The organism is Conexibacter sp. CPCC 206217, from assembly GCF_030646165.1.
Classification (GTDB): domain Bacteria; phylum Actinomycetota; class Thermoleophilia; order Solirubrobacterales; family Solirubrobacteraceae; genus Conexibacter.
Map to the genome: position 1 here is coordinate 672,212 of NZ_JAUTDO010000002.1, position 22,728 is coordinate 694,939.

General features: G+C 73.2%; 20 protein-coding genes. 14 read left to right on the forward strand and 6 right to left on the reverse strand.

Annotated elements, in window-relative coordinates; all coding sequences use genetic code 11:
- The first annotated feature begins 12 nt into the window (after positions 1 to 12).
- From Q7L65_RS07800 to Q7L65_RS07855, 12 genes are read left to right on the forward strand one after another with little or no spacing between them, the layout of a single operon-like run.
- Entirely contained in the window at positions 13 to 1,074 is a 1,062-nt protein-coding gene (locus Q7L65_RS07800; protein ID WP_304720069.1) for a hydrogenase expression protein HypE, read from the forward strand.
- Positions 1,075 to 1,085: 11 nt separating this feature from the next.
- The gene (locus Q7L65_RS07805; protein WP_304720072.1) at positions 1,086 to 2,861 is read left to right on the forward strand and encodes a nickel-dependent hydrogenase large subunit; all 1,776 of its coding nucleotides are present in this window, start codon (positions 1,086 to 1,088) and stop codon (positions 2,859 to 2,861) included.
- A gap of 4 nt (positions 2,862 to 2,865) precedes the next feature.
- Positions 2,866 to 3,726 (forward strand): NifU family protein, encoded by an 861-nt coding sequence (locus tag Q7L65_RS07810; protein WP_304720073.1) that lies wholly within the window; start codon positions 2,866 to 2,868, stop codon positions 3,724 to 3,726.
- 53 nt (positions 3,727 to 3,779) lie between these two features.
- Complete coding sequence (locus Q7L65_RS07815; protein WP_304720076.1) at positions 3,780 to 4,367, forward strand: DUF5947 family protein; 588 nt, start codon at positions 3,780 to 3,782, stop codon at positions 4,365 to 4,367.
- Complete coding sequence (locus tag Q7L65_RS07820) at positions 4,364 to 5,161, forward strand: DUF6084 family protein (protein ID WP_304720079.1); 798 nt, start codon at positions 4,364 to 4,366, stop codon at positions 5,159 to 5,161. Before Q7L65_RS07815 ends, Q7L65_RS07820 begins: the two co-directional genes overlap by 4 nt.
- The gene (locus Q7L65_RS07825; RefSeq protein ID WP_304720083.1) at positions 5,158 to 6,333 is read left to right on the forward strand and encodes a hypothetical protein; all 1,176 of its coding nucleotides are present in this window, start codon (positions 5,158 to 5,160) and stop codon (positions 6,331 to 6,333) included. Before Q7L65_RS07820 ends, Q7L65_RS07825 begins: the two co-directional genes overlap by 4 nt.
- On the forward strand, positions 6,330 to 6,842 hold the full coding sequence (locus Q7L65_RS07830) for a hydrogenase maturation protease (protein ID WP_304720085.1): 513 nt from the start codon (positions 6,330 to 6,332) through the stop codon (positions 6,840 to 6,842). The genes Q7L65_RS07825 and Q7L65_RS07830 overlap by 4 nt, the downstream gene beginning before the upstream one ends.
- A 10-nt stretch (positions 6,843 to 6,852) precedes the next feature.
- Positions 6,853 to 7,212 (forward strand): hydrogenase maturation nickel metallochaperone HypA, encoded by a 360-nt coding sequence (locus tag Q7L65_RS07835; RefSeq protein WP_304720088.1) that lies wholly within the window; start codon positions 6,853 to 6,855, stop codon positions 7,210 to 7,212.
- Positions 7,200 to 7,934, forward strand: coding sequence for a hydrogenase nickel incorporation protein HypB (hypB, locus tag Q7L65_RS07840; protein ID WP_304720091.1), 735 nt, complete (start codon positions 7,200 to 7,202; stop codon positions 7,932 to 7,934). The genes Q7L65_RS07835 and hypB overlap by 13 nt, the downstream gene beginning before the upstream one ends.
- Positions 7,931 to 9,142, forward strand: coding sequence for an SIS domain-containing protein (locus Q7L65_RS07845; RefSeq protein WP_304720094.1), 1,212 nt, complete (start codon positions 7,931 to 7,933; stop codon positions 9,140 to 9,142). Before hypB ends, Q7L65_RS07845 begins: the two co-directional genes overlap by 4 nt.
- Entirely contained in the window at positions 9,139 to 11,622 is a 2,484-nt protein-coding gene (gene hypF / locus Q7L65_RS07850; RefSeq protein WP_304720095.1) for a carbamoyltransferase HypF, read from the forward strand. The genes Q7L65_RS07845 and hypF overlap by 4 nt, the downstream gene beginning before the upstream one ends.
- Complete coding sequence (locus Q7L65_RS07855) at positions 11,619 to 12,740, forward strand: HoxN/HupN/NixA family nickel/cobalt transporter (RefSeq protein ID WP_304720097.1); 1,122 nt, start codon at positions 11,619 to 11,621, stop codon at positions 12,738 to 12,740. The genes hypF and Q7L65_RS07855 overlap by 4 nt, the downstream gene beginning before the upstream one ends.
- Here the strand turns inward: Q7L65_RS07855 and Q7L65_RS07860 are convergent.
- Together Q7L65_RS07860 and Q7L65_RS07865 are read right to left on the reverse strand one after the other, a co-directional pair.
- Positions 12,737 to 16,078 carry an HtaA domain-containing protein gene (locus Q7L65_RS07860; RefSeq protein WP_304720099.1) on the reverse strand — a complete coding sequence of 1,114 codons (3,342 nt, stop codon included), beginning with the start codon at positions 16,076 to 16,078 and terminating at the stop codon, positions 12,737 to 12,739. The genes Q7L65_RS07855 and Q7L65_RS07860 overlap by 4 nt on opposite strands.
- 159 nt (positions 16,079 to 16,237) lie before the next feature.
- Positions 16,238 to 17,620 carry an FAD-dependent oxidoreductase gene (locus Q7L65_RS07865; protein WP_304720100.1) on the reverse strand — a complete coding sequence of 461 codons (1,383 nt, stop codon included), beginning with the start codon at positions 17,618 to 17,620 and terminating at the stop codon, positions 16,238 to 16,240.
- A gap of 91 nt (positions 17,621 to 17,711) precedes the next feature.
- Here Q7L65_RS07865 and Q7L65_RS07870 point away from each other — a divergent pair, with 91 nt between their 5' ends.
- Both Q7L65_RS07870 and Q7L65_RS07875 read left to right on the forward strand, forming a co-directional pair.
- Complete coding sequence (locus Q7L65_RS07870; RefSeq protein ID WP_304720102.1) at positions 17,712 to 17,960, forward strand: DUF2630 family protein; 249 nt, start codon at positions 17,712 to 17,714, stop codon at positions 17,958 to 17,960.
- A gap of 168 nt (positions 17,961 to 18,128) precedes the next feature.
- Positions 18,129 to 18,932, forward strand: a complete 804-nt coding sequence (locus Q7L65_RS07875) for an IclR family transcriptional regulator (RefSeq protein ID WP_304720103.1) — start codon at positions 18,129 to 18,131, stop codon at positions 18,930 to 18,932.
- Positions 18,933 to 19,009: 77 nt separating this feature from the next.
- Here Q7L65_RS07875 and Q7L65_RS07880 read toward each other — a convergent pair whose 3' ends face one another.
- From Q7L65_RS07880 to Q7L65_RS07895, 4 genes are read right to left on the reverse strand one after another with little or no spacing between them, the layout of a single operon-like run.
- Positions 19,010 to 19,813 carry an SDR family NAD(P)-dependent oxidoreductase gene (locus tag Q7L65_RS07880; protein ID WP_304720104.1) on the reverse strand — a complete coding sequence of 268 codons (804 nt, stop codon included), beginning with the start codon at positions 19,811 to 19,813 and terminating at the stop codon, positions 19,010 to 19,012.
- Positions 19,810 to 20,769, reverse strand: a complete 960-nt coding sequence (locus Q7L65_RS07885; RefSeq protein WP_304720105.1) for a succinylglutamate desuccinylase/aspartoacylase family protein — start codon at positions 20,767 to 20,769, stop codon at positions 19,810 to 19,812. Before Q7L65_RS07885 ends, Q7L65_RS07880 begins: the two co-directional genes overlap by 4 nt.
- Positions 20,766 to 21,791 (reverse strand): dihydrodipicolinate synthase family protein, encoded by a 1,026-nt coding sequence (locus Q7L65_RS07890; RefSeq protein ID WP_304720108.1) that lies wholly within the window; start codon positions 21,789 to 21,791, stop codon positions 20,766 to 20,768. The genes Q7L65_RS07885 and Q7L65_RS07890 overlap by 4 nt, the downstream gene beginning before the upstream one ends.
- Positions 21,788 to 22,681 (reverse strand): alpha/beta hydrolase, encoded by an 894-nt coding sequence (locus tag Q7L65_RS07895; RefSeq protein ID WP_304720110.1) that lies wholly within the window; start codon positions 22,679 to 22,681, stop codon positions 21,788 to 21,790. The genes Q7L65_RS07890 and Q7L65_RS07895 overlap by 4 nt, the downstream gene beginning before the upstream one ends.
- Between the last annotated feature and the right edge of the window lie 47 nt (positions 22,682 to 22,728).

The following is a 22,728-nucleotide window of genomic DNA, read 5'->3' on the forward strand; positions in this document are numbered from 1 at the left end:
GAGGAGCAGGCGATGGCAGCGACAGAGTTCGTTCCCGGCCAGGCGAGAACCGAGGCGATCACGGCGCACGTGCTGTGGATGACCGTCGGTCTCTCCTGCGAGGGCGATTCGGTGGCGATGACCTCGGCGACGAACCCGAGCCTCGAGGACATCATCACCGGAGCGATTCCCGGCATGCCGAGCGTCGTGGTGCACAACCAGGTGCTGGCGTACGAGTACGGCCAGGACTACATGCAGGCCTGGTGGGACGCGGAGGCCGGCAGACTCGACCCGTTCGTGCTCGTGATCGAGGGCTCGCTCGGCAACGAGAAGATCAACGGCGACGGCTACTGGACCGGCTTCGGCGTCAACCCCTCGACCGGCCAGCCGATCACGACGAACGAATGGATCGACCGTCTCTCGCCGAAGGCCTCCGCGGTCGTCGCGATCGGGACCTGCGCCACCTACGGCGGCATCCCCGCGATGAAGAACAACCCGACGGGCGCGATGGGCGTGCGCGACTACCTCGGCTCCAACTGGAAGTCGAAGGCCGGCATCCCGATCGTCAACATCCCCGGCTGCCCGGCGCAGCCGGACAACATGACCGAGACGCTGATGTACCTCGTCTTCGCGCTCGCCGGGATGGCGCCGCTGCCGGAGCTGGACGACCAGGGCCGCCCGACGTGGCTGTTCGGCCGCACGGTCCACGAGGGCTGCAACCGCGCCGCCTTCTACGAGCAGGGCGACTTCGCGACCGAGTACGGCTCCGACCACCGCTGCCTCGTCAAGCTCGGCTGCAAGGGACCGGTCGTCAAGTGCAACGTGCCGGTGCGCGGGTGGGTCAACGGCGTCGGCGGCTGCCCCAACGTCGGCGGGATCTGCATGGCGTGCACGATGCCGGGCTTCCCCGACAGCTACATGCCGTTCATGGACGAGGACAGAATGGGCGGGATCTCCTCGACGGTCGCCAGATTCACCTACGGCCCGCTGCTGCGCTGGGGGCGCCACCTCAACATCAGACGCAAGTACGACAAGGAGCCCGAGTGGCGACACAACCGCGCTGAGCTCACATCCGGCTACGCCAAGCGCTGGTAAGGGAGATTCAGATGGCAACCGTCGAGACGCCGGGCCAGCAGAGAGTCGTCGTCAAGGAGATGTCGTGGGACCCGATCACCCGCATCGTCGGGTCGCTCGGAATTCACACGGAGATCGACTTCACCAACCAGCAAGTGCTCAGATGCTGGAGCACGTCGATGATCTTCCGCGGCTTCGACATCTTCATGAAGGGGATCGATCCGCGCGACGCTCACTTCATCACCAGCCGCATCTGCGGCATCTGCGGTGACAACCACTGCACCTGCTCGTGCCTGAACCAGAACATGGCGTACAGCGTCAAGCCGCCGAAGCTCGGCGACTACGCGTTCAACCTCGCCGAGTCGGCCGACTTCATGTTCGACCACGCGATCTACAACGACTGCATGGCGAACGTCGACTACTCCGAGCAGATGGTGAAGGAGACGAACCCGGGCGTGCTGGCGCGCGCCGAGAGAACGCCGGCGCCGCACTCCGACGTCCACGGCTACAGAACGATCGCCGACATCATGCGCGCGCTGAACGCGTTCACCGGCGACTTCTACCTGGAGACGCTGCAGGTCGCGCGCTACACGCGCGAGATGTACTGCCTCTTCGGCGGCCGTCACACGCACCCCTCGACGATCCTGCCGGGCGGCTGCAGCGCCGACATCACGCACCAGACGCTGACCGACTACTACGTGCGGCTGATGCGCTACGTCGACTACTGCAAGCGCAGCATCCCGATGCACGACGACCTCTACGACTTCTTCTACGAGGCGATGCCGGGGTACGAGCAGGTCGGCTACCGCGACACCGATCTGATCTGCTGGGGCTGCTTCGACGACCCCGACTACGTCGACTACGACTACCGCAACATGACCGACTGGGGCCGTCACCGTTACGTGACGCCCGGCCTCGTCTTCAAGGGTGAGCTGATCACCACCGACCTCGTCGAGATCAACCTCGCGATCCGGATCCTGCTCGGCTCCTCCTACTTCGACGACTGGACCAACGAGGCGACGTTCGTCACCAGAGACCCGCTCGGCAACGAGGTCGACAAGCGTCACCCGTGGAACAAGGTGACGCTGCCCAAACCGCAGGCGCGTGACTTCACCGACAAGTACTCGTGGGTCGCCTCGCCGCGCATGTTCGACAGACGCGACGGCAGCTTCGTCGCCAGCGACACCGGCGGCGGGCCGTTCGCGCGCCAATGGGTGACGGCGAAGGCCGGGCTGCTCGACATCGGCTACCTGAAGGCGACCGGCCACAGCCTCCAGATGGTGCTGCCGAAGACGGGCTTCATGCCGCAGATGGAGCTGGAGTGGAGAATCCCGCAGTGGTCCAACGCGATCGAGCGCCAGCGCGCCCGCAGCTACCACCAGGCATACGCCGCTCTCGTCGGGCTGCACTGCCTCGAGAAGGCGCTCGTGGAGGTGCGCGCCGGACGGACCAGAAGCTGGAAGGAGTTCAGCGTTCCGGAGGAGACGATCAGCGTCGGCTTCCACGAGGCCGCGCGCGGCGTGCTCTCGCACCACATGGTGATCCGCGACGGCAAGATCGCCAACTACCAGCCGTACCCGCCGACGCCGTGGAACGCGAACCCGCGCGACACCTACGGGACGCCCGGGCCGTACGAGGACGCGGTCCAGAACTCGCCGATCTTCGAGGAGAACGGGCCGGACACGTTCAAGGGGATCGACGTGATGCGCGCGGTGCACAGCTTCGACCCGTGCCTGCCCTGCGGCGTGCACATGTACGGCGGCGGGAAGGTGCGCAAGGTGGTGCACACGCCGACCGGGATGGCGTGAGGCGATGGCCGTCTCGACGGGCACCGAGCAGGCGCTCGTCGAGCGCGTGCAGGAGCTGACCGAGCAGCTGGAGCAGATCGGCGACCCGTTCGCGCGCGACTGCGCCGACCAGCTCGCGACCGCGATCGTGCAGCTCTACGGCGAGGGGCTGGAGCGGATCTTCGCGGCTCTCTCGGAGCCTGGGATCGGCGTCGAGGAGCTGCGCGAGCGACTCGTCGGCGACGGCGTGGTCGCGAGCCTGCTGCTGATCCACGACCTCTATCCGGTCGACCTCGATACGCGCGTGCGCGAGGCGCTCGACACGGTCCTGCCATACCTGGAGTCGCACGGCGGCGGGATCGAGCTGCTGGGGATCGAGGACGGCGTCGCGCGGCTGCGGCTGCGCGGGTCGTGCGACGGCTGCGCCGCCTCGGCCGCGACCTTGGAGGCGGCGGTCGAGCAGGCGTTGCAGGAGGCCGCACCGGACCTGCGCGGGATCGACGTGGAGGGCGCGGTCGCGGCGCCGGCGCCGGGCGCGGGCACGGGCCCGGCCGCAGGCGCGCGCCCCGCGCGCCCGCCCGTCGGCGCGCCGCAATGGGTCCCGCTCGACGGCGCGACGACGATCGCGCGCGGGACGATCGCGGCGATCACGAGCGAGCTGCTGATCGCGAACGTCGCCGGCACGCTGCTGGCTTACCGCAACGCCTGCGCGGGCTGCGGCGAGAACCTCGACGGCGGCATGTTGATCGGCGGGACGCTGACGTGCGCCGCGTGCGGGCGGGCGTACGACCTGCCGCGCGCGGGGCGCGGGCCGGACGGGTTGCAGCTGGAGCCGATCCCGCTGCTGCGCAGCGACGGCGTCGTGAAGGTGGCGTTCGCGCCGTGAGCACGATGCGCGGTCTCCGAACGCTCGCCGAGCGAGCACGACAGTCCCCACCAGTGGCTCACAAACCGAGGAGCGACGAGCACTGCGGCCTCTGCCCGTCCGGGATCGCCGACGACCACCGCCACCTGCTGCACCTCTACGAGCGGCGGATCGTCTGCGTCTGCGAGACGTGCTGGTCGGTCCACTCCGGCGACGAGCAGTACCGGCCGGCCGGCGTGCGGACGCTGTGGCTCGACGACTTCGAGCTGCCCGACGAGCTGTGGGCGTCGCTGCAGATCCCGATCGGGCTCGCGTTCGTGATGCGGTCGAGCATGACCGGCACCGTCGTCGCGCTGTACCCGAGCCCGGCCGGCGCGACCGAGTCCGACGTCGACCTGTTCGCGTGGACGGCGATGCGCGCCGCCAATCCCGTGCTCGACCGGCTCGAACCGGATGCGGAGGCGCTCGTCGTCAACCGGCTCGCCGGCGCCGGCGGGAGTGGGCGGGGTCAGTACGCGATCGCGCCGATCGACCAGTGCTACCGCCTCGTCGGCCTGATCAAGGCGCGCTGGGAGGGCATCTCCGGCGGGCGCGCGATCGACGGCGCGGTGACGGAGTTCTTCGGCGAGCTGCGGGAGCGGGCGGCGGCGGGGGCCGCATGACGCTCGAGGTTCGTCATGTCGGCGGCGCCGCGCCGCCCGAGCAGCCGCCGCGCAGCGATCGGCCGCCCGGCGACCGACCGCGTCCGACCCCGAAGGCGCGCCTGCTCGACCCCGTCTTCAGCGTGCTCGACGTCGCGCCGGTCGCGCACGCGCTGACGCCGACGCTGCGCTTCCACCTGCACGTCTCCGACCCGGACGGCCGCGACGTCTACGCGATCGCGCTGTCGGCGCAGATCCAGGTCGACCCCGCGCGGCGCAGCTACGATGCCGCGACGCGCGCACGGCTGGTCGAGTTGTTCGGCGCGCCCGAGCGCTGGGGCGCGACGACGCACAGCTTCCAGTGGGCGCGCGCCGACGTGCTCGTGCCCGGCTTCACCGGCGCGACCTCGTTCGCGCTCGAGGTGCCGTGCACCTACGACCTCGAGGTCGCTGCGAGCAAGTACTTCTACTCGCTGCCCGACGGCGTCGTGCCGCTCTCGTTCCACTTCACCGGAATGGTCCTCTACCGCGGCGAGGCCGCGGCGCTGCGCGTGACGGCGGTGCCGTGGGCGTGCTCGGCGCGCTGGTCGATGCCGGTCGCGGCGTGGAAGCGCGCGATCGCCGACCAGTATCCCGGCGGGGGATGGATCCGGCTCTCGACCGAGACGCTCGACGCGCTGCAGCGGCACAAGGCGCAGCAGGGCGAGCACAGCTTCGACGCGTGCGTGGCGGGGCTGCTCGCGCAGGCGCTCGGCGGGGAGCGGCGGCCGCCGCTCGCGGACGCGGCTCACGCTGCCGGCGAGGACACGCGATGAGCGACGACGCCACGCTCGAAGAGCTTGTCACGACCCTGCTGTGGGAGGGCTACGCGCTCTACCCCTATACGCCCGGCGCGGCGAAGAACGCGACGCCGACGCCGTTCGGGATCGTCTACCCGCCCGCCTACGCCGCCGCCAGCCCGACGACGTACGAGCGGATCCGGATGCAGGGGATCGTCGCGGGCGATGCGCAGGCGACGGTGGCGCTGAGCGTGCGCTTCCTGGAGTCGTGCGGGGAGCGCAACGAGGCTGTGGCGCGGGTCGTCGAGCTGCCCGCGACGGGGTTGTCGCAGCTCGACGGGGAAGGGATCGGCACGCGGTTCGCGTTCGAGTCCGTGCGCGGCAGCGTCCGGATGGGCGCGCAGCGGTTCGACGAGACGCTCGCGCGCGTGACGCTGTCGGTCGTCAACGAGACCGAGGTGCCCGTCGGCCTCGACCGCGCGCAGGCGCTGCGCCGCAGCCTGCTCTCGACGCACGTGCTCGCGCGCGTGCGCGGCGCCGCGCCCGCGACGCCGGCCCGCTTCCTCTCCCCGGTCGACCCGCCCGAGCACGGCGCCGCCGCGGTGATGGCGTGCGCCGCGGTCAACACCTTCCCAGTGCTCGCCGGCGACGCGGACGACGCCCTCCTGGGCGCCGCGATCGTGCTGCCCGACCACCCACAGCTGGCGCCCGAGAGCCGCGGCGACCTGTTCGACGCGACCGAGATCGAGGAGGCGCTGCTGTTGCACGTGCTCGCGCTCAGCGACGACGAGCGCGAGCAGATCGCCGCTCACGACCCGGCGGTCAGAGCGATGCTCGCGCGCGCGGTCGCCGCCACGCCCGCGGAGATCGTCGCGCTGCACGGGCGCGTGACGGTGCGGGATCCGGCGCCGCGCACCGATGCGCGCGACGGTCAGGCCGGCGAGGCGCAGGCGACCGTCGACGGGATCACCTACCGGCCCGGCGTGCGCGTGCGGCTGCGCGTCGGCGACGGCCACGCCGGCAACGCGACGGCCCAGGACCATCTGCTCGCCGGGCGCAGCGCGACCGTCGAGCGGATCTACGTCGACTACGACGACGCCGTCCACCTCGGCGTGACGATCGACGACGACCCCGGCCGCGAGCTGATGCGCGACATCGGCCGCTACCTGTACTTCAGACCCGCCGACGTGGAGGTCATCGCACCGTGAGCCCTCAGTACGAGAAGCAGATCCTCGTCGCCGGCGTCGGCAACGCCTGGTTGCGGGACGACGCCTTCGGCGGCGAGGTCGCGCGCCGGCTGGAGCAGGGCGGCGTGCCGTCGGGCGTGACCGTGATGGACTTCGGCACCAACGGCCTCGACCTCGCCTACGAGGTGATGCGCGGCTACGACGCGCTCGTGCTGCTCGACGCCAGCCGCCAGGGCGAGCCGCCCGGCACGCTGTTCGTGATCGAGCCGCAGCGCGAGCAGTACGCCGGCGCGATCGAGGACGGCGAGAGCATCGACCCGCACGGGATGGATCCGCACACGGTTCTGCGTTTCGTCAGCGCGACCGGCGGCTGGCCCGGCAAGGTGCTCGTGATCGGCTGCGAGCCGGGCGCGGTCGACGACGTCGGGCTCGGGCTGACGCCGCCCGTCGAGGCGGCGGTGGAGCGCGCGCTCGCACTCGTGCGCGAGACGATCGAGGGGCTGCGCAGCGACGCGGCCTACGCGGGCTAGGCGAGTTGCGATGCACGAGCTGTCGATCGGCGCCGCGGTCGTCGACACGGCGGTGCGGCACGCGGCCGGCCGGCGCGTGCGCAACGTCCACCTGCGCGTCGGCGCGCTGCGCCAGGTCGTGCCCGGCTCGCTCGCCTTCTACTTCGGACTGGTCGCGCGCGAGACGGTCTGCGAGGGGGCGACGCTGGAGCAGGAGCTTGTGGGCGCGCGGCTGCGCTGTCTCGCGTGCGCGCGCGAATGGGCCGCGGACGCGCTCGCGTTCCGCTGCCCGTCGTGCGGTGGCGCGGCGGTCGCGGTGCTGAGCGGCGAGGAGCTGGAAGTGGAGTCGATCGAGGTCGAGACGAAGACGGAGGCGTCATGCATCGCGTGAAGGTGAGGATCGTCGAGGACGCGCTCGACGCCAACAACACGATCGCGCGGGCCAACCGCGACGACTTCGACCGCGCCGGCGTGACGGTCGTGAACCTGATGAGCGCGCCGGGCGCGGGCAAGACGACGCTGCTGGAGCGCGTGCTCGGGCCGGGCCTGGACGGCGTCCGCGCGGGCGTGCTGGAGGGCGACGTGCAGGGTTCGCTCGACGCCGACCGCCTCGCCCAGCTGCACGTGCCGGTCGTGCAGCTGAACACCGACGGCGGCTTCGGCGGCGAGTGCCACCTCGACGCGAACATGGTCCGCTCCGCGCTGCCGGCGCTCGACCTCGACGCGCTCGACCTGCTCGTGATCGAGAACGTCGGCAACCTCGTCTGCCCGGCCGAGTTCCGCGTCGGCGAGGACGCGCGGATCATGGTCTCCTCCGTCGCCGAGGGCGACGACAAGCCGCTGAAGTACCCGCTGATGTTCCGCGCCTGCGAGCTGGTCGTCGTCAACAAGGTCGACCTGCTCGACCACGTCGACTTCGAGCTGGACCGCTACCTGCACCACCTCGACACGGTCCACCCCGGCGTCGCCACGATCCAGGTCAGCGCCCGTACGGGCGAGGGCGTCGAGCAGGTGCGGGAGTGGCTGGCGGCGCTGCCCGCGCGCGTCGCGGCGGAGCGGGATGTGGGCACGGCGGACGCGGCCACCAGCGCGCCGAGCGGAGCGCCCGTGTGAGCCCCGCGGCCGCGACCGGTGCCGATCGCGTCGACGCGCTGCTGGCCGCGCGCGTCGCGGCGGGCGAGCGCTTCTTCGGCGCGGAGTCGGAGCGGCTCGCGCGCCTCTGCCACGCGATGGCCGAGCGGTTCGCGCGCGGCGGGCGGCTGCTGGCGTTCGGGGCGAGCACGGTCGACGTGTCCGACGCGCGCCACGTCGCGGTCGAGTTCGTCCACCCCGTGATCGTCGGCAAGCGGGCGCTGCCGGCGCTCGCGCTCAGCCCGGCCGAGGTCGCACTGCTGGCGCGCGCCGACGACATCGCGATCGCGTTCGGCGGCGGCGCGGCCGGCGCGCCGTCGAAGCGGTCCGGCGCGGCCGTCGAGGCGGCCGTGCGCGACGCCGCGCGGGGCGGCTGCCTGACGCTCGCGTTCACCCGCGTGGGCGCCGAGTGGGAGCTGATCCCGCCGACCGCCGACGCGTTCGTCGCGCAGGAACTGGCGGAGACCGCCTACCACGTGCTGTGGGAGCTGGTCCACGTCTTCTTCGAGCATCGCGGCCTGCTCGCCGGCCGGACCGCCGGGCCCGTCCACGACAGCGGCGCGTCGAGCTTCCTCTACCCGTTCCTCGCCGAGCGCGAGGACGACCTCGGCGCCGTGCTCGCCGACGTGCGCGCCTCCGCGCTGACGAAGTCGCGCGAGATCGGCGAGCTGCGCGCCCAGACGCTGCGCGAGGGCCGCGTGACGCTGCTCGCCGCGGCGGCCGCGCTGCGAGCGAGCTTCGACACGGGCGGCACGCTGCTGGCGCTCGGCAACGGCGGCTCGGCGACCGATGCGATGGACGCGGTGGCGGACCTGCGCGAGCCGCCGCCCTGGCCCGCCCGCCGCGCACTCGACCTCACCGCCGACCCGGCGATCCTGACAGCGATCGCGAACGACGTCGGGACCGAGGCGCTGTTCGCACGGCAGGTGATCGCCTACGGCAGACCCGGCGACACACTGCTCGCGTTCTCGACCAGCGGCGGCTCGCCGAACGTGATCCTCGCGCTGCAGGAGGCGCGCCGGCGCAGACTCGCGACGATCGCGCTGGTCGGCTACGACGGCGGCCGCGTCGCCGCCGAACGGCTCGCCGACCACGTGATCGTCACCCGCTCGGAGCACATCCCGCGTATCCAGGAGGCGCAGGCGAGCGCATGGCACGTGCTGCGCGAGCTGATCGAGGCCGACCTGTGACCGCGACACGCCCGCGCTCCCCCGCGGCGCGCCGCCTCCGCATCCGCGTCGAGGGCACCGTCCAGGGGGTCGGGTTCCGCCCCTACGTGCACCGCCTCGCGCGTGAGCTGGAGCTCGGCGGCGCGGTCGGCAACGACGAGCGCGGGGTCGTGATCGAGGTCGAGGGCGACGCCGCTGGCGTCGGCGACTTCCTCGCGCGGCTGGCAGCGGAGGCGCCCCCGCTCGCGCACGTCGAACGGGTCGACGCGGATCCGCTCCCGCCGACCGGCGCACGCACGTTCGCGATCGTCGCGAGCGAGCGCCACGGTCCGGCCGGCGCGCTCGTGGCAGCCGACGCCGCGACCTGCGACGACTGCCTCGCCGAGCTGCGCGACCCGGCCGACCGCCGCCACCGCTACCCGTTCGTCAACTGCACCAACTGCGGCCCGCGCTTCACGATCGTGCGCGATGTCCCGTACGACCGCCCCCGCACGACGATGGCCGCCTTCGCGATGTGCCCCGCCTGCCAGGCCGAGTACGACGACCCCGCCGACCGCCGCTTCCACGCCCAGCCGAACGCCTGCCCCGTCTGCGGCCCGCGCGTGCGCCTGCTCGACGCGGGCGGGCGGGAGCTGGGCGAAGCCGATCGCGACGCCGTCGCGGCTGCTGCCCGTCTGCTCGCCGACGGCGCGATCGTCGCGATCAAGGGGCTCGGCGGGTATCACCTCGCCTGCCGCGCCGACGACGACGACGCCGTCGACGCGCTGCGCAGACGCAAGCATCGTGAGGACCGGCCGTTCGCGCTGATGGCGGCCGATCTCGCAGCGGCGCACCGGCTCGTCCAGCTGGACGGCGCAGCCCAGGAGTTGCTGGGCTCGTCCACGCGCCCGATCGTGCTCGCGCCCCGTCGCGTCAGCGCGAATGTGACGGACGCGGTCGCGCCTGGCATGCGCGAGCTGGGCGTGATGCTGCCGTACACACCGCTGCATCACCTGCTGCTCGCCGACCTCGCTGCGGTCGCCATCGCTGAGCTGGCGGGCAGCGACGGGCCCGCGTCGTCGTCGCCGCTCGTCCTCACCAGCGGCAACCTCTCCGACGAGCCGATCGCGTACCGCGACGACGACGCGCGCAGGCGCCTGGCGCCGATCGCCGACGCGTTCCTCGTCCACGACCGCCCGATCCAGACGCGCACCGACGACTCGGTCGTGCGCGCCGTCGGCGGGCGGCCGCTGACGCTGCGGCGCTCACGCGGGTACGTGCCCGCGGCGCTGGCCCTGCCGCTCGCGACCGCACGGCCGCTGCTGGCCTGCGGCGCCGAGCTGAAGAACACGTTCTGCGTCGCCCGCGGCGAGCGCGCATGGGTCTCCCACCACGTCGGCGACCTGCGCAACGCCGAGACGCTGGCGGCCTTCCGCGACGGGGTCGACCACTTCCAGCGGCTGTTCGCGGTGCGGCCGGAACTGGTCGTCCACGACCTGCATCCCGACTACCTCTCGACCTCCTACGCGCTCGCGTGCGACGGGGTCGACCTGCTCGCCGTCCAGCATCACCACGCCCACCTCGCCGCCTGCCTCGCGGAGCACGGCGAGACCGCAACCGCCGTCGGCGCGATCTACGACGGCGCCGGCTTCGGCGCCGACGGCACCGTCTGGGGCGGCGAGATCCTCGTCGGCGACGCGCGCGGCTTCACGCGCGCCGGCTCCCTGTGGCCCGTGCGCCTCCCAGGCGGCGACCGCGCAGCGCGCGAGCCGTGGCGGATGGCGTGCGCGTGGCTGGTGGCAGCGGCCGCGAGCGACGACGACGACGCGCCGCCGCCCTCGCACGTCCATCGGGGCGCCGCGCACGAATCGCCGCCGGGCGCGCCGGGCGACGTCGCGCACTTCGCTCCCCCTCCCCTCCCCGCCGCGCTCGCCGGCCGGGTCGACCCGCACGCGTGGAGCGCGGTCGCGCGGATGGCCGCGACCGGGCTCGCCGCGCCCACGACGACGAGCATGGGCCGCCTGTTCGACGCCGTCGCGGCGCTCTGCGGCATGCGCACCCACGCCACCTACGAGGGCCAGGCGGCGATCGAACTGGAGGCGCTCGCCGACCGCAGCGAGCGCACGGCCTATCCGCTGCCGCTCGACCCCGCCGGCCGCCTCGACGCGCGGCCGGCGATCCGAGCGGTCGCCGCCGACATGCGCGCGGGCGTCCCGGCGAGCCTCGTCTCGGCCCGCTTCCACAACGCGGTCGCGACCGCCACCGCGCACGCCTGCGCCGCCGCTGCGCGCGCCGCCGGCACGGAGCTGGCGGTGCTCTCCGGCGGAGTCTTCCAGAACGTCCTGCTGCTGGAGCGCACGACGGCCCACCTGCGCACGCTCGGCCTGCGCGCACTGGCGCCCGAGCGCATGCCGCCGGGCGACGGCGGGATCGCCTACGGCCAGGCGGCGGTCGCCGCGGCCGCGCTCGCCGGCGGCTGCGCCCCATTGGGATCCGGCTCTTCGATGAAGGCGAAGAGATGACGATCGCGTCGATCCCGGCCGCCGCACGCCACCGCTGCGAGCGCATCCGAGCAGGGCTCACGCCGCAGGAGTGGCGCCGCGCCGCGGCGCTCGCCGCCGTCGTGCTGGGCCTGCACGTCGTCGGCTTCTTCATCCTGCTCGTGCTGGTCGTGCCGCACGACTACAGCCTCGGCGCGGGCGGCGTCTTCGGGCTCGGCGTCGGCATCACGGCGTACACGCTCGGGCTGCGCCACGCGTTCGACGCGGACCACATCGGCGCGATCGACAACACGACGCGCAAGCTGATGAGCGAGGGCCAGCGCCCGCTCAGCGTCGGCTTCTTCTTCTCGCTCGGCCACTCGACGATCGTCTTCCTGCTCGGCGTGCTGGTGTTCCTCGGCGTGCGCGGCCTCAGCGGCGCGGTCCAGGACGACGACTCGGCGCTGCACCAGGCGACCGGGCTCGTCGGGCCCGTCGTGTCCGGCTCGTTCCTGTTCCTGATCGGGATCCTCAACCTGATCATCCTCGTCAGCGTCGTGAGGATCTTCCGGCGGATGCGCCACGGCGAGTTCGACGAGGCCGAACTGGAGCGGCAGCTGACCTCGCGCGGCTTCATGAACCGCTTCTACGGGCGCGCGACGCGCGCGGTCCGCAAGCCGTGGCAGATGTACCCGCTCGGCCTGCTGTTCGGCCTCGGCTTCGACACCGCGACGGAGGTCGCGCTGCTGGTGCTGGCAGGCGGCGCGGCGGCCGGCGGGCTGCCGTTCTACGCGATCGTCTGCCTGCCGATCCTGTTCGCGGCCGGGATGTCGCTGCTCGACACGATCGACGGCGCGTTCATGAACTTCGCGTACGGGTGGGCGTTCTCCAAGCCGGTCCGCAAGGTCTTCTACAACATCACCGTGACGGGCCTGTCGGTCGCGGTCGCGCTGCTGATCGGGACCGTCGAGCTGCTCGCGGTGCTGGCCGAGAAGCTCGGCCTGACCGGCGGCGTGTGGGATCTCGCCGCCGGTCTCGACCTCAACCTGCTCGGGTACGTCGTCGTCGGCCTGTTCGTCGCGACCTGGGCGATCGCGATCGCCGTCTGGCGCTACGGGCGCATCGAGGAGCGCTGGTCGGCCGGCCTGCGCCGGCCCTAGGTGCGAGCCGGCGCACCTCTCAGCGTCACGCTGACCGTACGCTTGGTCGCGACGCTGCCGCTCGTCACGGTGACGACGACGCGGACGGTCGCGCGGCGGCCGGCGAGCCGCTTCACGGCCGCCTTCGTCAGCCGCACGCGCAGCGCGGCGCGCTTGCCGGCCGCGATCCGCTGCGGCGCGACCACGCGCGCGCTGTAGCGCTTGCCGCCGATCCGCACGCCGACGACCTTGGGCGCCTTCAGCGAGCACGCGGCGCCGGCCGGGCAGGCGACGGTGGCGACCGTCGCGATCCGCTTCGCGCCGACGCGCTGGACCGCCTTCGGGACCGCGAACGTCGCGCGTCCGACCGTGGGCGCGGGTCTCGGCTGCGGCGCCGGGTCCGGGCTCGGCTGCGGCGGCGCCGGGTCGGGGCTCGGCTGCGGCGCGGGCGGCTGCGGCTGCTGTGGCTCCTGCGGCTCCTGCGGCTCCTCCGGCTCGGGATCTCTGCCCGGCTCGCCGAACGCCAGGTCGAACGAGATCGGGTCGAACGCCTCGCCTCTCGCGTAGCTGCCGAAGACGGCCGCACCCTCCTCGGTCAGCGCCGTCGGCACGCCGGCCCAGGCGAGGCCGTTGGCCGTCCGCGCCGGGCTCACGCCGCCGAAGTCGGCGCTGACGAGCGCGACCTGCGAGTACGTTCTCGGCGTCGGGCTGTCCATCGTCGCGCCGACCGCGTCGGTGTAGAGCGTGCCGACGCCGTTCTCGACCACCATGCGCAGCCCGGAGAAGCGCGTGTCCAGCTGCGGCGTCGTGTCGCCCGGGACGTGGTAGTCGTGGCCCCAGAACCGCACGGCGCCGTTCAGCGACACCTCGAGCCGGCCGGACGCCGGGTCGTAGGAGCCGCCGCGGACCGGGAAGCGCAGCGTCTCGGAGCCGGCGTTGCGGCCGTTGCAGAGCCCGCCTGTCGCGAGCGTGCCGGGGTTGCGCGTGACGCCGCCCGACGGCTCGATCGCGCCGCGCGCGATGTTGCCGACGACGTAGCAGCGCCAGCGCTCGGCGAAGCCCCAGTCGACGTAGCCGCCGCCGAACGTGACCGGCTCGGTGAGCGCGGGCGCGACCGTCAGCGTGACGACGCGGCTGAACGTCGTGCCGACCTCGTTGACGATCCGCGCGCGGAACTGCGTGCCGGACATCGCGGCCGTCGGATCGGTCACGGTCAGGAAGCCGCCGTCGACCTCGAAGTCGCCCGAGTCGGCGTCGATCTCACGCCAGAAGCCGCCGATCCGCTGCTGCCAGTGGACGGTCGGATCCGGGTTTGCCGTCGGGAAGACCTTGAACAGCGCCGCGCCCGCGCTCTCGACCAGCGAGACGCTGTCCGGCTGCACGGAGATCGCCGGCGGCGTCTTGACGTCGAGCAGCACGCGCTCGCTCGCCACCTCGCCGGCGCTGCTGGAGGCGATCGCCCGGTACTGGCGGCCGCTGTGGCCGGCGCCCGCGTGGATCGTCAGCGTCGTCGTGTCCTGCCCGGCGACGCCGTCGGCGGCGCTCAGGTCGGCCCAGTTCGTCTGACCCGGGACGCGCGACTGCCAGCGCACGGCCGGCGCCGGGTCGCCCGCGACGGCGGCGCTGAGCGTCGCGTCGGCGCTCGGCGTGCCGGCCGGCAGCGCGACCGCCGTGTCGTGCGGCTGCGTCGTGAACGACGGCGTCGTCGCGTCGTAGGCGAGCGCGTCGGCCGGCCGCGGGCCGCTGTCGGAGGTGCGCACGAGGCGCCCGTCGGAGGTCGTCCCGGGCAGGAAGCTGTCGCCGTACAGCAGTCTCTCGCCGCCCGGAAGCGGGAATGTGTGCCGCAGCGTGCCGGCCTCGATCCGCATCACCTTCGTAAGCCCGTGCGACGGCACGAACAACGTGTCGCGCGCGCGATCGGACGTGACCAGGCCTGGGTCCAGCGTGCTGAGTCCGGACGCCGCCGGAACCGGGATCGCCGGGCCGGCGTTGCCGAGCGTGAACCAGCCGAACGAGCCGTTGATCGGGATGTAGCGGACCGTGTCGGCGCCGACGGCGTAGACGCCGTTCTGCACGCGCACGAGCTGCGTCGCGGTGACGCCCGGCGCCTGCGCGAGCGGTTCGGCGACGATGCCGTTGGCGGCGATCGAGAGCCGCTGCACCTGGCCGAACCAGGCGCCCATGATCACCGACGGCGAGCTGTTGGGGTCGCCGTTGGGCGTGGTCACGAGCGTCTGGATCAGCGGCGCCGGAAGGCTGTTGGCCAGCCGCACGGAGCCGAGGCTGCTGCCGACCCACGCGCCGCCCTCCTGCCGCACCGACCACAGCTGCGAGTCGCCGCCGACCACGCGCGAGACGAGATAGCGTCGGCCGGCCTGGTCCCAGGCACCGCCGCCGATGCTGCTGTCAGCCGCGATCGCCGTGCCGGGGACGGTCGTGACCGTCCACGCGGTCCCGTTCCAGGTGCGGACGCTGAGCGACATGTTCGTGCCGGACTGACCGTAGAAGACGGTGCCGGTGGCGGGGTCGGTCGCGACCGACCCGAAGGCGCCCTTGAAGCTGTCGTCGTAGCTGCCCGGGACGACCGCGAACGTTCGGCGGTCGACCACGGAGATGGCGACCGGGCCGAGGTGGACGCCGACCAGCTCGTCGGCGTTGCGGCCCGGATGCGTGAAGCGCGGTCTCTCGGCCGCCGCGGCCTCCGTGAGCGCGTCGAAGTGGTAGACGGGCTCGGCCGGATTGGCCCAGCTCTCGCCGGCAGGCCTGCCGCCGGGACCGTCGTAGCCGAACGAGACGGGGTCGATCACCGTGCCGACGGTGTAGGTGAAGACCTCGCTGCCCTCGAGCGTCATGCGCGCGGGCAGGTCGCTCCAGCTGGTCGTCCCGCCGGCCAGGACCGGCGTCGCGTCCTCGGTGTCGAGCGAGGCGACTCTGACGTCCGGGAGGTCTCTGATCTCGCCGCCCTCGATCGGCCGGCTGGCCATTCGCGCGTAGAGGAACGCACCGTCCTCGGTGATCTCGACGCGCGGCGAGACCATCGTCATGTCGAGCGCGCACGGCCGGCCGTAGTCGGGTCTGTCGCAGTGGCCGAGGAAGACGACGGTGCCGCCGAACTGCACGGTCGTCGTTCTGGTCGCGTCGTCGTAGGAGCCGCCGGTGACGGGGAAGTGGAACGTCCCGTCCGCGTTGCGCGTGACCCCGTCGCTGAGCGTCGTGCCCCCGACGCCGATGTAGTTGCGCCACGACTCCTTGACGCCCCAGTCGAGCCCCGCCCCCGTCGTGATCGGCGTCGTCGCCGCGACCGCCGTCCCGCCCCATCCGGCCACCAGCAGCCCCACCGCCGCCACGACCGCCGCCACCGTCCGCCGCCATCGTGGCGACTCCACCGACCGTCCGTCCATCGCACTCGTCCTTCGCGCAGAAATTAGGGTGCCCTAAGAGGGCAGTGCGCGGCAGCGTAGCGGATACGCGGTAAGGGTCGCTTTACGGAGACTGTTCGCTGAAAGGTGTTCGACCGCTCACATCCCCGACAGCTTCTGCGCCGCCTTCGCGAGCACGCTCGTGCGCGGGCTGTCGCTGGACGCTTCGCGGCGGTCTGCCGTGCGGTAGAGGGCGTAGACGAGGTTGGCGCCGAGCCAGCGCAGCGGCTCGGGCTCCCAGCGGCGGGCGGTGTGGCCGACCCACGGGAGGCGGGTCAGCTCGCTGTCGCGGCCGAGCACGAGGTCGGTCAGCGTGCGGCCGACGAGGTTCGTCGTCGAGAGGCCGTTGCCGACGTAGCCGCCGGCGATCCCGAGGCCGCTGGCGCGGTCCAGCCGCACCGCCGGGGACCAGTCGCGCGGGACGCCCAGCACGCCGCACCAGGCGTGCTCGACCGCGACCGCGCGCGTCGCGGGGAAGAACGCGTGCAGCAGCTCGGTCAGCTGCGCGATCGTCGCGCGCTGGGTCTGGCCGAAGCGGTCCGTGCGCGAGCCGAAGCGGTACGGCACGCCGCGACCGCCGAGCGCAATGCGGCCGTCGGCGGTCCGCTGGGCGTACATGTACGCGTGCGCCATGTCCCCGAGCAGCTCCTCGCCGCCCCAGCCGATCTGCTCCCAGACCGCGTCGGGCAGCGGCGCCGTCACGACCATCGCGGAGTTGAGCGGGAGCCAGCTGCGGCGCTGGCCTCTCAGCGAGGGGGTGAACCCCTCCAGGCACGTCAGCACGATCGGCGCGCGCACGACGCCGCGGTCGCTGCGCGCCTGCCCCGGCACGACCTCGCGCACGGTCGTCGACTCGTGGATCGTGACCCCGAGCCGCTGCACCGCGTCAGCCAGTCCCTGCACGAGCTTCGCCGGCTGCACGCGCGCGCAGTGCGGGCTCCACGCGCCGGTCGAGCCGCCCGCGACGCGGATCCGCGCGGCCATCTCGTCGGACGCCAGCGCCACCATGTCGCCGTCTCCGCCGTAGCCCCACGTGCGCTCGTGCTCGACGTACGCGCGCAGGCGCGCCTCCTGCGCCCGCCCGCGCGCGACCTGGACGACACCGTGGTGGACCTGGTCGGCGTCGATCCGCTCGCGCGCGCAGACCGCCAGCACCTCGTCGATCGTCGCCCGCATCGCGTGCTGCAGCGCGATCACTGCGTCGCGGCCGTGCTGCTGCGCGAGCTGCTCGCGCGGCGAGGTGAAGTGGTCCGACAGCCAGCCGCCGTTGCGACCAGACGCGCCGAAGCCGGCGAACTCGCGCTCGAGCACGACGACGTCGAGGTCCGGCTGCGCGCGCTTCAGGTAGTAGGCCGTCCAGAGGCCGGTGAAGCCGGCGCCGACGATGCAGACGTCGGCGCCGCGGTCGCCGTCCAGCGGCGCACGCCGGGCCGGCAGCGCAGTGCTCGCGTACCAAAACGAGACACTCCCGTTGCGGGTCATCGGACGGCCCTCGTGAAGCGCTGCACCCGATTGCACACGCGATTACCGTACCCCCTGCGCGAGCACCTCCGGATCTGAGAGAGTTGGCCGCATGCCATCCGACGAGCAGATCCAGCAGAAGATCGACGCGCTCGAACAGGAGCGCCTGAGACTGCGCGAGCACGAGGCGGGCACAGACCCCACGCTCGCCGAGGACCGTACGCGGGTCGCCGAGATCAGCGTCGAACTCGACCAACTCTGGGACCTCCTGCGCCGTCGTCGCGCACTGCGCAACGTCGGCCGCAATCCGGACGAGGCGCAGGAGCGGCCGGCGAGCGTCGTCGAGAGATACCTGTCGTAGCGCCGAGGCGCCATTCGGCGGGCGATCCGGCGGCCCCGCAGGTGGCGCGCCCGCCTCATTCCGGCATGCTCATCTGGTATGTTGTTTCCAGTGGCTGGAACGCTCTTTTCGTTAGGAGCGACCTACGAAGCCACCGACGGGGTCCCTCTCAGGAGCGAAGAACGCGCGATGACGACCGATGCTGAGCACACGGCAGACTCTCCCTCGCTGCGAGCGGTCGAACGCGTCTGCGACATCCTCGACCTGCTGCAAGAGGCGCCCGACGGGCTCTCGCTGACCGACATCGCCGAGCGCACCGGCCTGCCGAAGAGCACCGCCTACCGGTATCTGATCGCGCTCGAGCGCCGCAACTACATCGACCGCGACGACAACATGATGCGGCTGGGGTTCGCGTTCCGGCCGCGCTCCACGCGCGACATCGAGCACTTCCTCGCGGTCGTGCGCCCGCAGTTGGTGACGCTGCGCGACGAGACGGGCGAGACGGTCAACCTCGGCCTGCTCGACGGCGGCCACCACACGCACGCGATCGTCGTCGAGAGCGAGCAGATGATGCGCCTCGCCGCGCGCATCGGGGAGCACGGGATGCTGCACTCGACCGCGATCGGCAAGGTGATCGCCGCGCGGATGGACCCCGAGATCGTGCGCACGATCCTCAAGTCGGAGGGCATGCCGGCGGTCACCAGCAAGACGATCACCGATCCCGACGACTACTTCGCCGAGCTGGCACGCGTCAGACGCGTCGGCTACGGCCTCGACGACTGCGAGAACCAGGACGGCGGGCGCTGCATCGCCGTCGCGGTCGAGGGCCTGCCGGTGCTCGCCGGGCTCAGCATCAGCGCGCCGGTCAGTCGCTTCCCGAAGAAGCTCGTGCCGGAGTTCGCCGAGCTGCTGCACGCCAGCGCCGCGCGGCTGTCGCAGCAGTACCGCGAGATCGCGGGCGGCAACGCGAGCGCGCTGCTGCCGGCGCCGTAGGAACGCCTCAGCACGGCCGACCCCCGGCAGCAGCGCAGGATCGACGCCCGCGGTTGGCGCCAATCCTGCGAGGCTCGTCAGTACGACAGCCAGCCGCCGTCCACCACGATCGTCTCGCCGGTCACGTAGCTCGCCTCGTCGGAGGCGACGAAGGCGACCGCCCGCGCGATGTCGAGCGGGCTGCCGCGGCGGCGCAACGGCGCGCGGCGCGACCACCACTCCGCCGGCAGCACGTCGTACGGATCCTCGTCGCCGACCGCCGTGCTCGTCTGGCTCAGCTCGACGTCGCCCGGCGCGACCGCGACGACGCGGATCCCGTGCGGCGCCAGCTCGAAGGCCATTCCGCGCGTCATCCCGACGATCCCGGCCTTGCTGGCCACGTACGCGCTCGCGCGGTCCTGTGCCGCGAACGCGCCGACCGAGGCGATGTTGACGATCACCCCGTCGCTGCTGCCTCGCTCGACGAGGTGGCGGGCGACCTCGCGACTGCAGCGAAACGCGCCCTTGAGATTGACGTCGACGATCGCGTCGAGCTGGTCGTCGTCGAACGCGAGCAGATCGCCGAGCGCCGCCCGGCCGACGACCGCCGCGCAGTTGACGAGCACGTCGACGCGACCGTGCTCGGCGACGCAGGTGGCGACGAGCCGCGCGCACTCCGTCGCGCGCGCGAGGTCGGCGCCGATGCCGGCGATCGGCGCGCCGTCGCGGCTCAGCTCGGCCGCGAGCCGGTCGGCCATCGGCTGGTCCGGCTGGCAGATCACGACACTCGCGCCGCGCTCGGCCAGCAGCGAGCTGATCGCCGCGCCGATCCCGGTCCCTCCGCCGGTCACGAGCGCGACGCGCCCCGCGAACGGCCGCGCCCGAGCGCCCGTACCGCTCACGACGCCACCGGCGCGAGCACGCAGACGAGGTCGCCGGCTCTGATTGCGGCGCTGTGGCGCAGCATCGCGACCGTGCCGGGCCGCCGCGCGCGGATGACCGAGCGATGGCTGCCGTCCGGCTCCAGCAGCTCGGCGATCGCGTCACCGGCCGCCACCGTCTGGCCGACCGCGGCGCGCGCGACGCACCAGCCGTCGACGGGCGCCAGCGCGCCCGCGTCGATGTCGCCGTCGCCGCCGCGGATCGTCAGCGCCGGCGGCAGGGGCGCCTCGACGCCGGCCTGCGCTGCCTCGACCATCCCCAGCCGCGCCATCACCCGCAGCACACCGTCGACGTAGCCGTCGAGGTCGCTGCCGCGCAGGTTCCCGCCGCCGCCCGCCTCGACGTAGATCGCGCCGATCCCGAGCGCCGCCGCGGCGCTGATGCTGCGACCGGGACCGATCGCGGAGTGCTCCCACACCAGCGGCGCGCCGAATGCCGCAGCCGCCGCGACCGACTCCGCGCCCTGCGGACCGCTCGCGAGCGCGCCGGCAAAGAACGGCATCTCGTAGGCCGCGCCCGCGGCGTGCAGGTCGACGAGGAACGTCGCGCGCGCGAGCACCGCATCGGTCAGCACACGCGCGAGCCGTTCGCTCTCGCCGCCGCCGGCGTCGCCGGGAAAGCAGCGCGCGAGGTTGCCGCCGTCGACCGGCGACGTGCGAGAGGAGACCGCCCACGCGGTCGGGTTCGCGACCGGGACCGCCAGCACGCCGCCGGTCAGCCCCAGCTGCTCCAGCCGCCGCACGAGGCGCCGGACCGCGAGCACGCCTTCGGGCTCGTCGCCATGGACGCCCGCGAGCACGGCGAGCGTCGCCGGCCCGGGCGCGCCGGTCAGCTCCAGCAGCTCGACGGGCGCGGTCAGCCCGGCCGCGCCGAGCATCGTCGAGCGGACCGCGGTCGCCGTCGTCGCGCCGCTCATCCGACCCGCGCCAGCCATGCGCGGACGTGCTCGGCGACCGCCTCGTCCGGCTGCGCGAACGGGGCCGAGAGGGTCGCGTGCTCGATCACGCCGCGCTGTCGCAGCGCCTCCTTGACGGCGGCGAAGAACGCCGTCGTCGGCGTCGCTCCGGCGAGCGGCGCGGCGTAGAGGCCGAGCAGGCCGGCGATCTCGCGCTGGCGTGCCGCCGCCTGCTCCCACTCGCCCGCGCGGGCGTGGCGCGCGAGCGCGACGTGGAGCCCGGGCAGCACGTTGGCGAGGCCCGGAACCGCGATGTCGTAGCCGCTCAGCAGCAGTCCGTCGATCGACTCCTCCGAGCCGGTCGCGCGGACGAAGCCCGGCACCTGCGCCGTCGCCGCGAGCACGCCCTGGGCGTTGGAGAGCACGTTGGTCGAGTCCTTCACGCCGGCGATCGCGCCGTCGGCGGCGAGCTGCGCGAGCAGCCCCGGCGAGAGCGCGACGTGCGCGCGACCGGGCACGTCGTAGGCGACCAGCGGGATCCCGACGGCGTCGGCGACCGCGCCGAAGTGCTCGACCAGCTCCGTCTGCGACGGCGGGAAGACGAACGGCGCGGCCAGCAGCAGCGAGTCGGCGCCGAGCGCCTCCCAGCGACGCGCGTCGGCGACCGCGTCCGCGGTCCCCATCGCCGGCAGGCCGGCCATCACGTGCGCGCGGCGGCCGACGGCGGCGACGGTCGCGGCGACCGATGCCTCGCGGTCGGCGGCCGACAGCGCGCCGCTCTCGCCGGTCGAGCCGAGCGCGAGCACGCCATCGACGCCCGCGCTCAGCACGTGCTCGACGAGCGTCGCGGCCGAGGCCGCGTCGACCGAGCGGTCCGGCAGCAGCGGCGTCACGAGCGGCACGATCACACCCGACTGCGGCAGCGGCACGCGCGCGCCGCCGGCCGGCGCGGCGCCGGCCGCGGGTGTCGCGCCGCCGCTCGGCGCCGGCGCGGCGGCCGCCACACCGCCGGTGCGGTCGTCGTCCTGCGTCGAATCCGTCATCTCGCCGCCACCTCCTCGCCGAGGCGCGCGTACGCGTCGGTCAGCGCCGCGGACACGATCCCGTGGTACTCGCGCGCCGACCCCGGCAGCTTGCTGAACAGCGCCGAGCCGTGCACGTGACCGCTCCAGCGCATGTGCCTCGTCGGCACGCCGGCCTCGACGAGCCGGCGCGCGTACGCCTCGCCCTCGTCGCGCAGCGGGTCGAACTCCATCGTCATCACGAGCGCGGGCGGCAGCTCCGAGAGGTCCTGCGCGAACAGGGGCGAGGCGTACGGATGCTGCGCGTCCTCGGGCTCGGACAGGTAGTGGTCGGCGTAGTCCGCCATTCCGGCGCGTCGCAGCAGGTAGCCCTCGCCGAACTCCTGCACCGACGGCTGGCTCATCGTCAGATCGCAGACCGGGATCCCGAGCACCTGCAGCGCGAGCGACGGGCCGCTGCGGTCGCGCGCCATCAGCGCGACGACGGCCGCGAGGTTGCCGCCGGCCGACTCCCCGCCGACCGACAGCGCGCGCGGGTCGACGCCGAGCTCGTCGGCGTGCTCGTGCAGCCACAGCAGGGCGGCGTAGCAGTCCTCGGGCGGGGTCGGGAACGGATGCTCCGGCGCGAGCCGATAGGCGACCGACACGACGACCGCGCCCGCGCCGACGCAAATCTCGCGACAGGGGTTGTCGCACGACTCGAGGCTGCCGAGCCAGAAGCCGCCGCCGTGGATGTACAGGTGGCCCGGAAAGGGTCCCTCGCCGTGCGGGCGATAGACGCGCACGACGATCTCGCCGCCCTCGACGGGGACGCTGCGCTCGAACACCTCGGCCGGCTCCGGCGGCGTGTCGTAGTAGCTGGCGATCAGGATCTTCGAGCGCTCGTCGGAGGCGCGACGTTGCGCGGCCACGGACGTGACCGGTGCCGTCGGCACGTACGAGGTGACGTCCAAAAGCG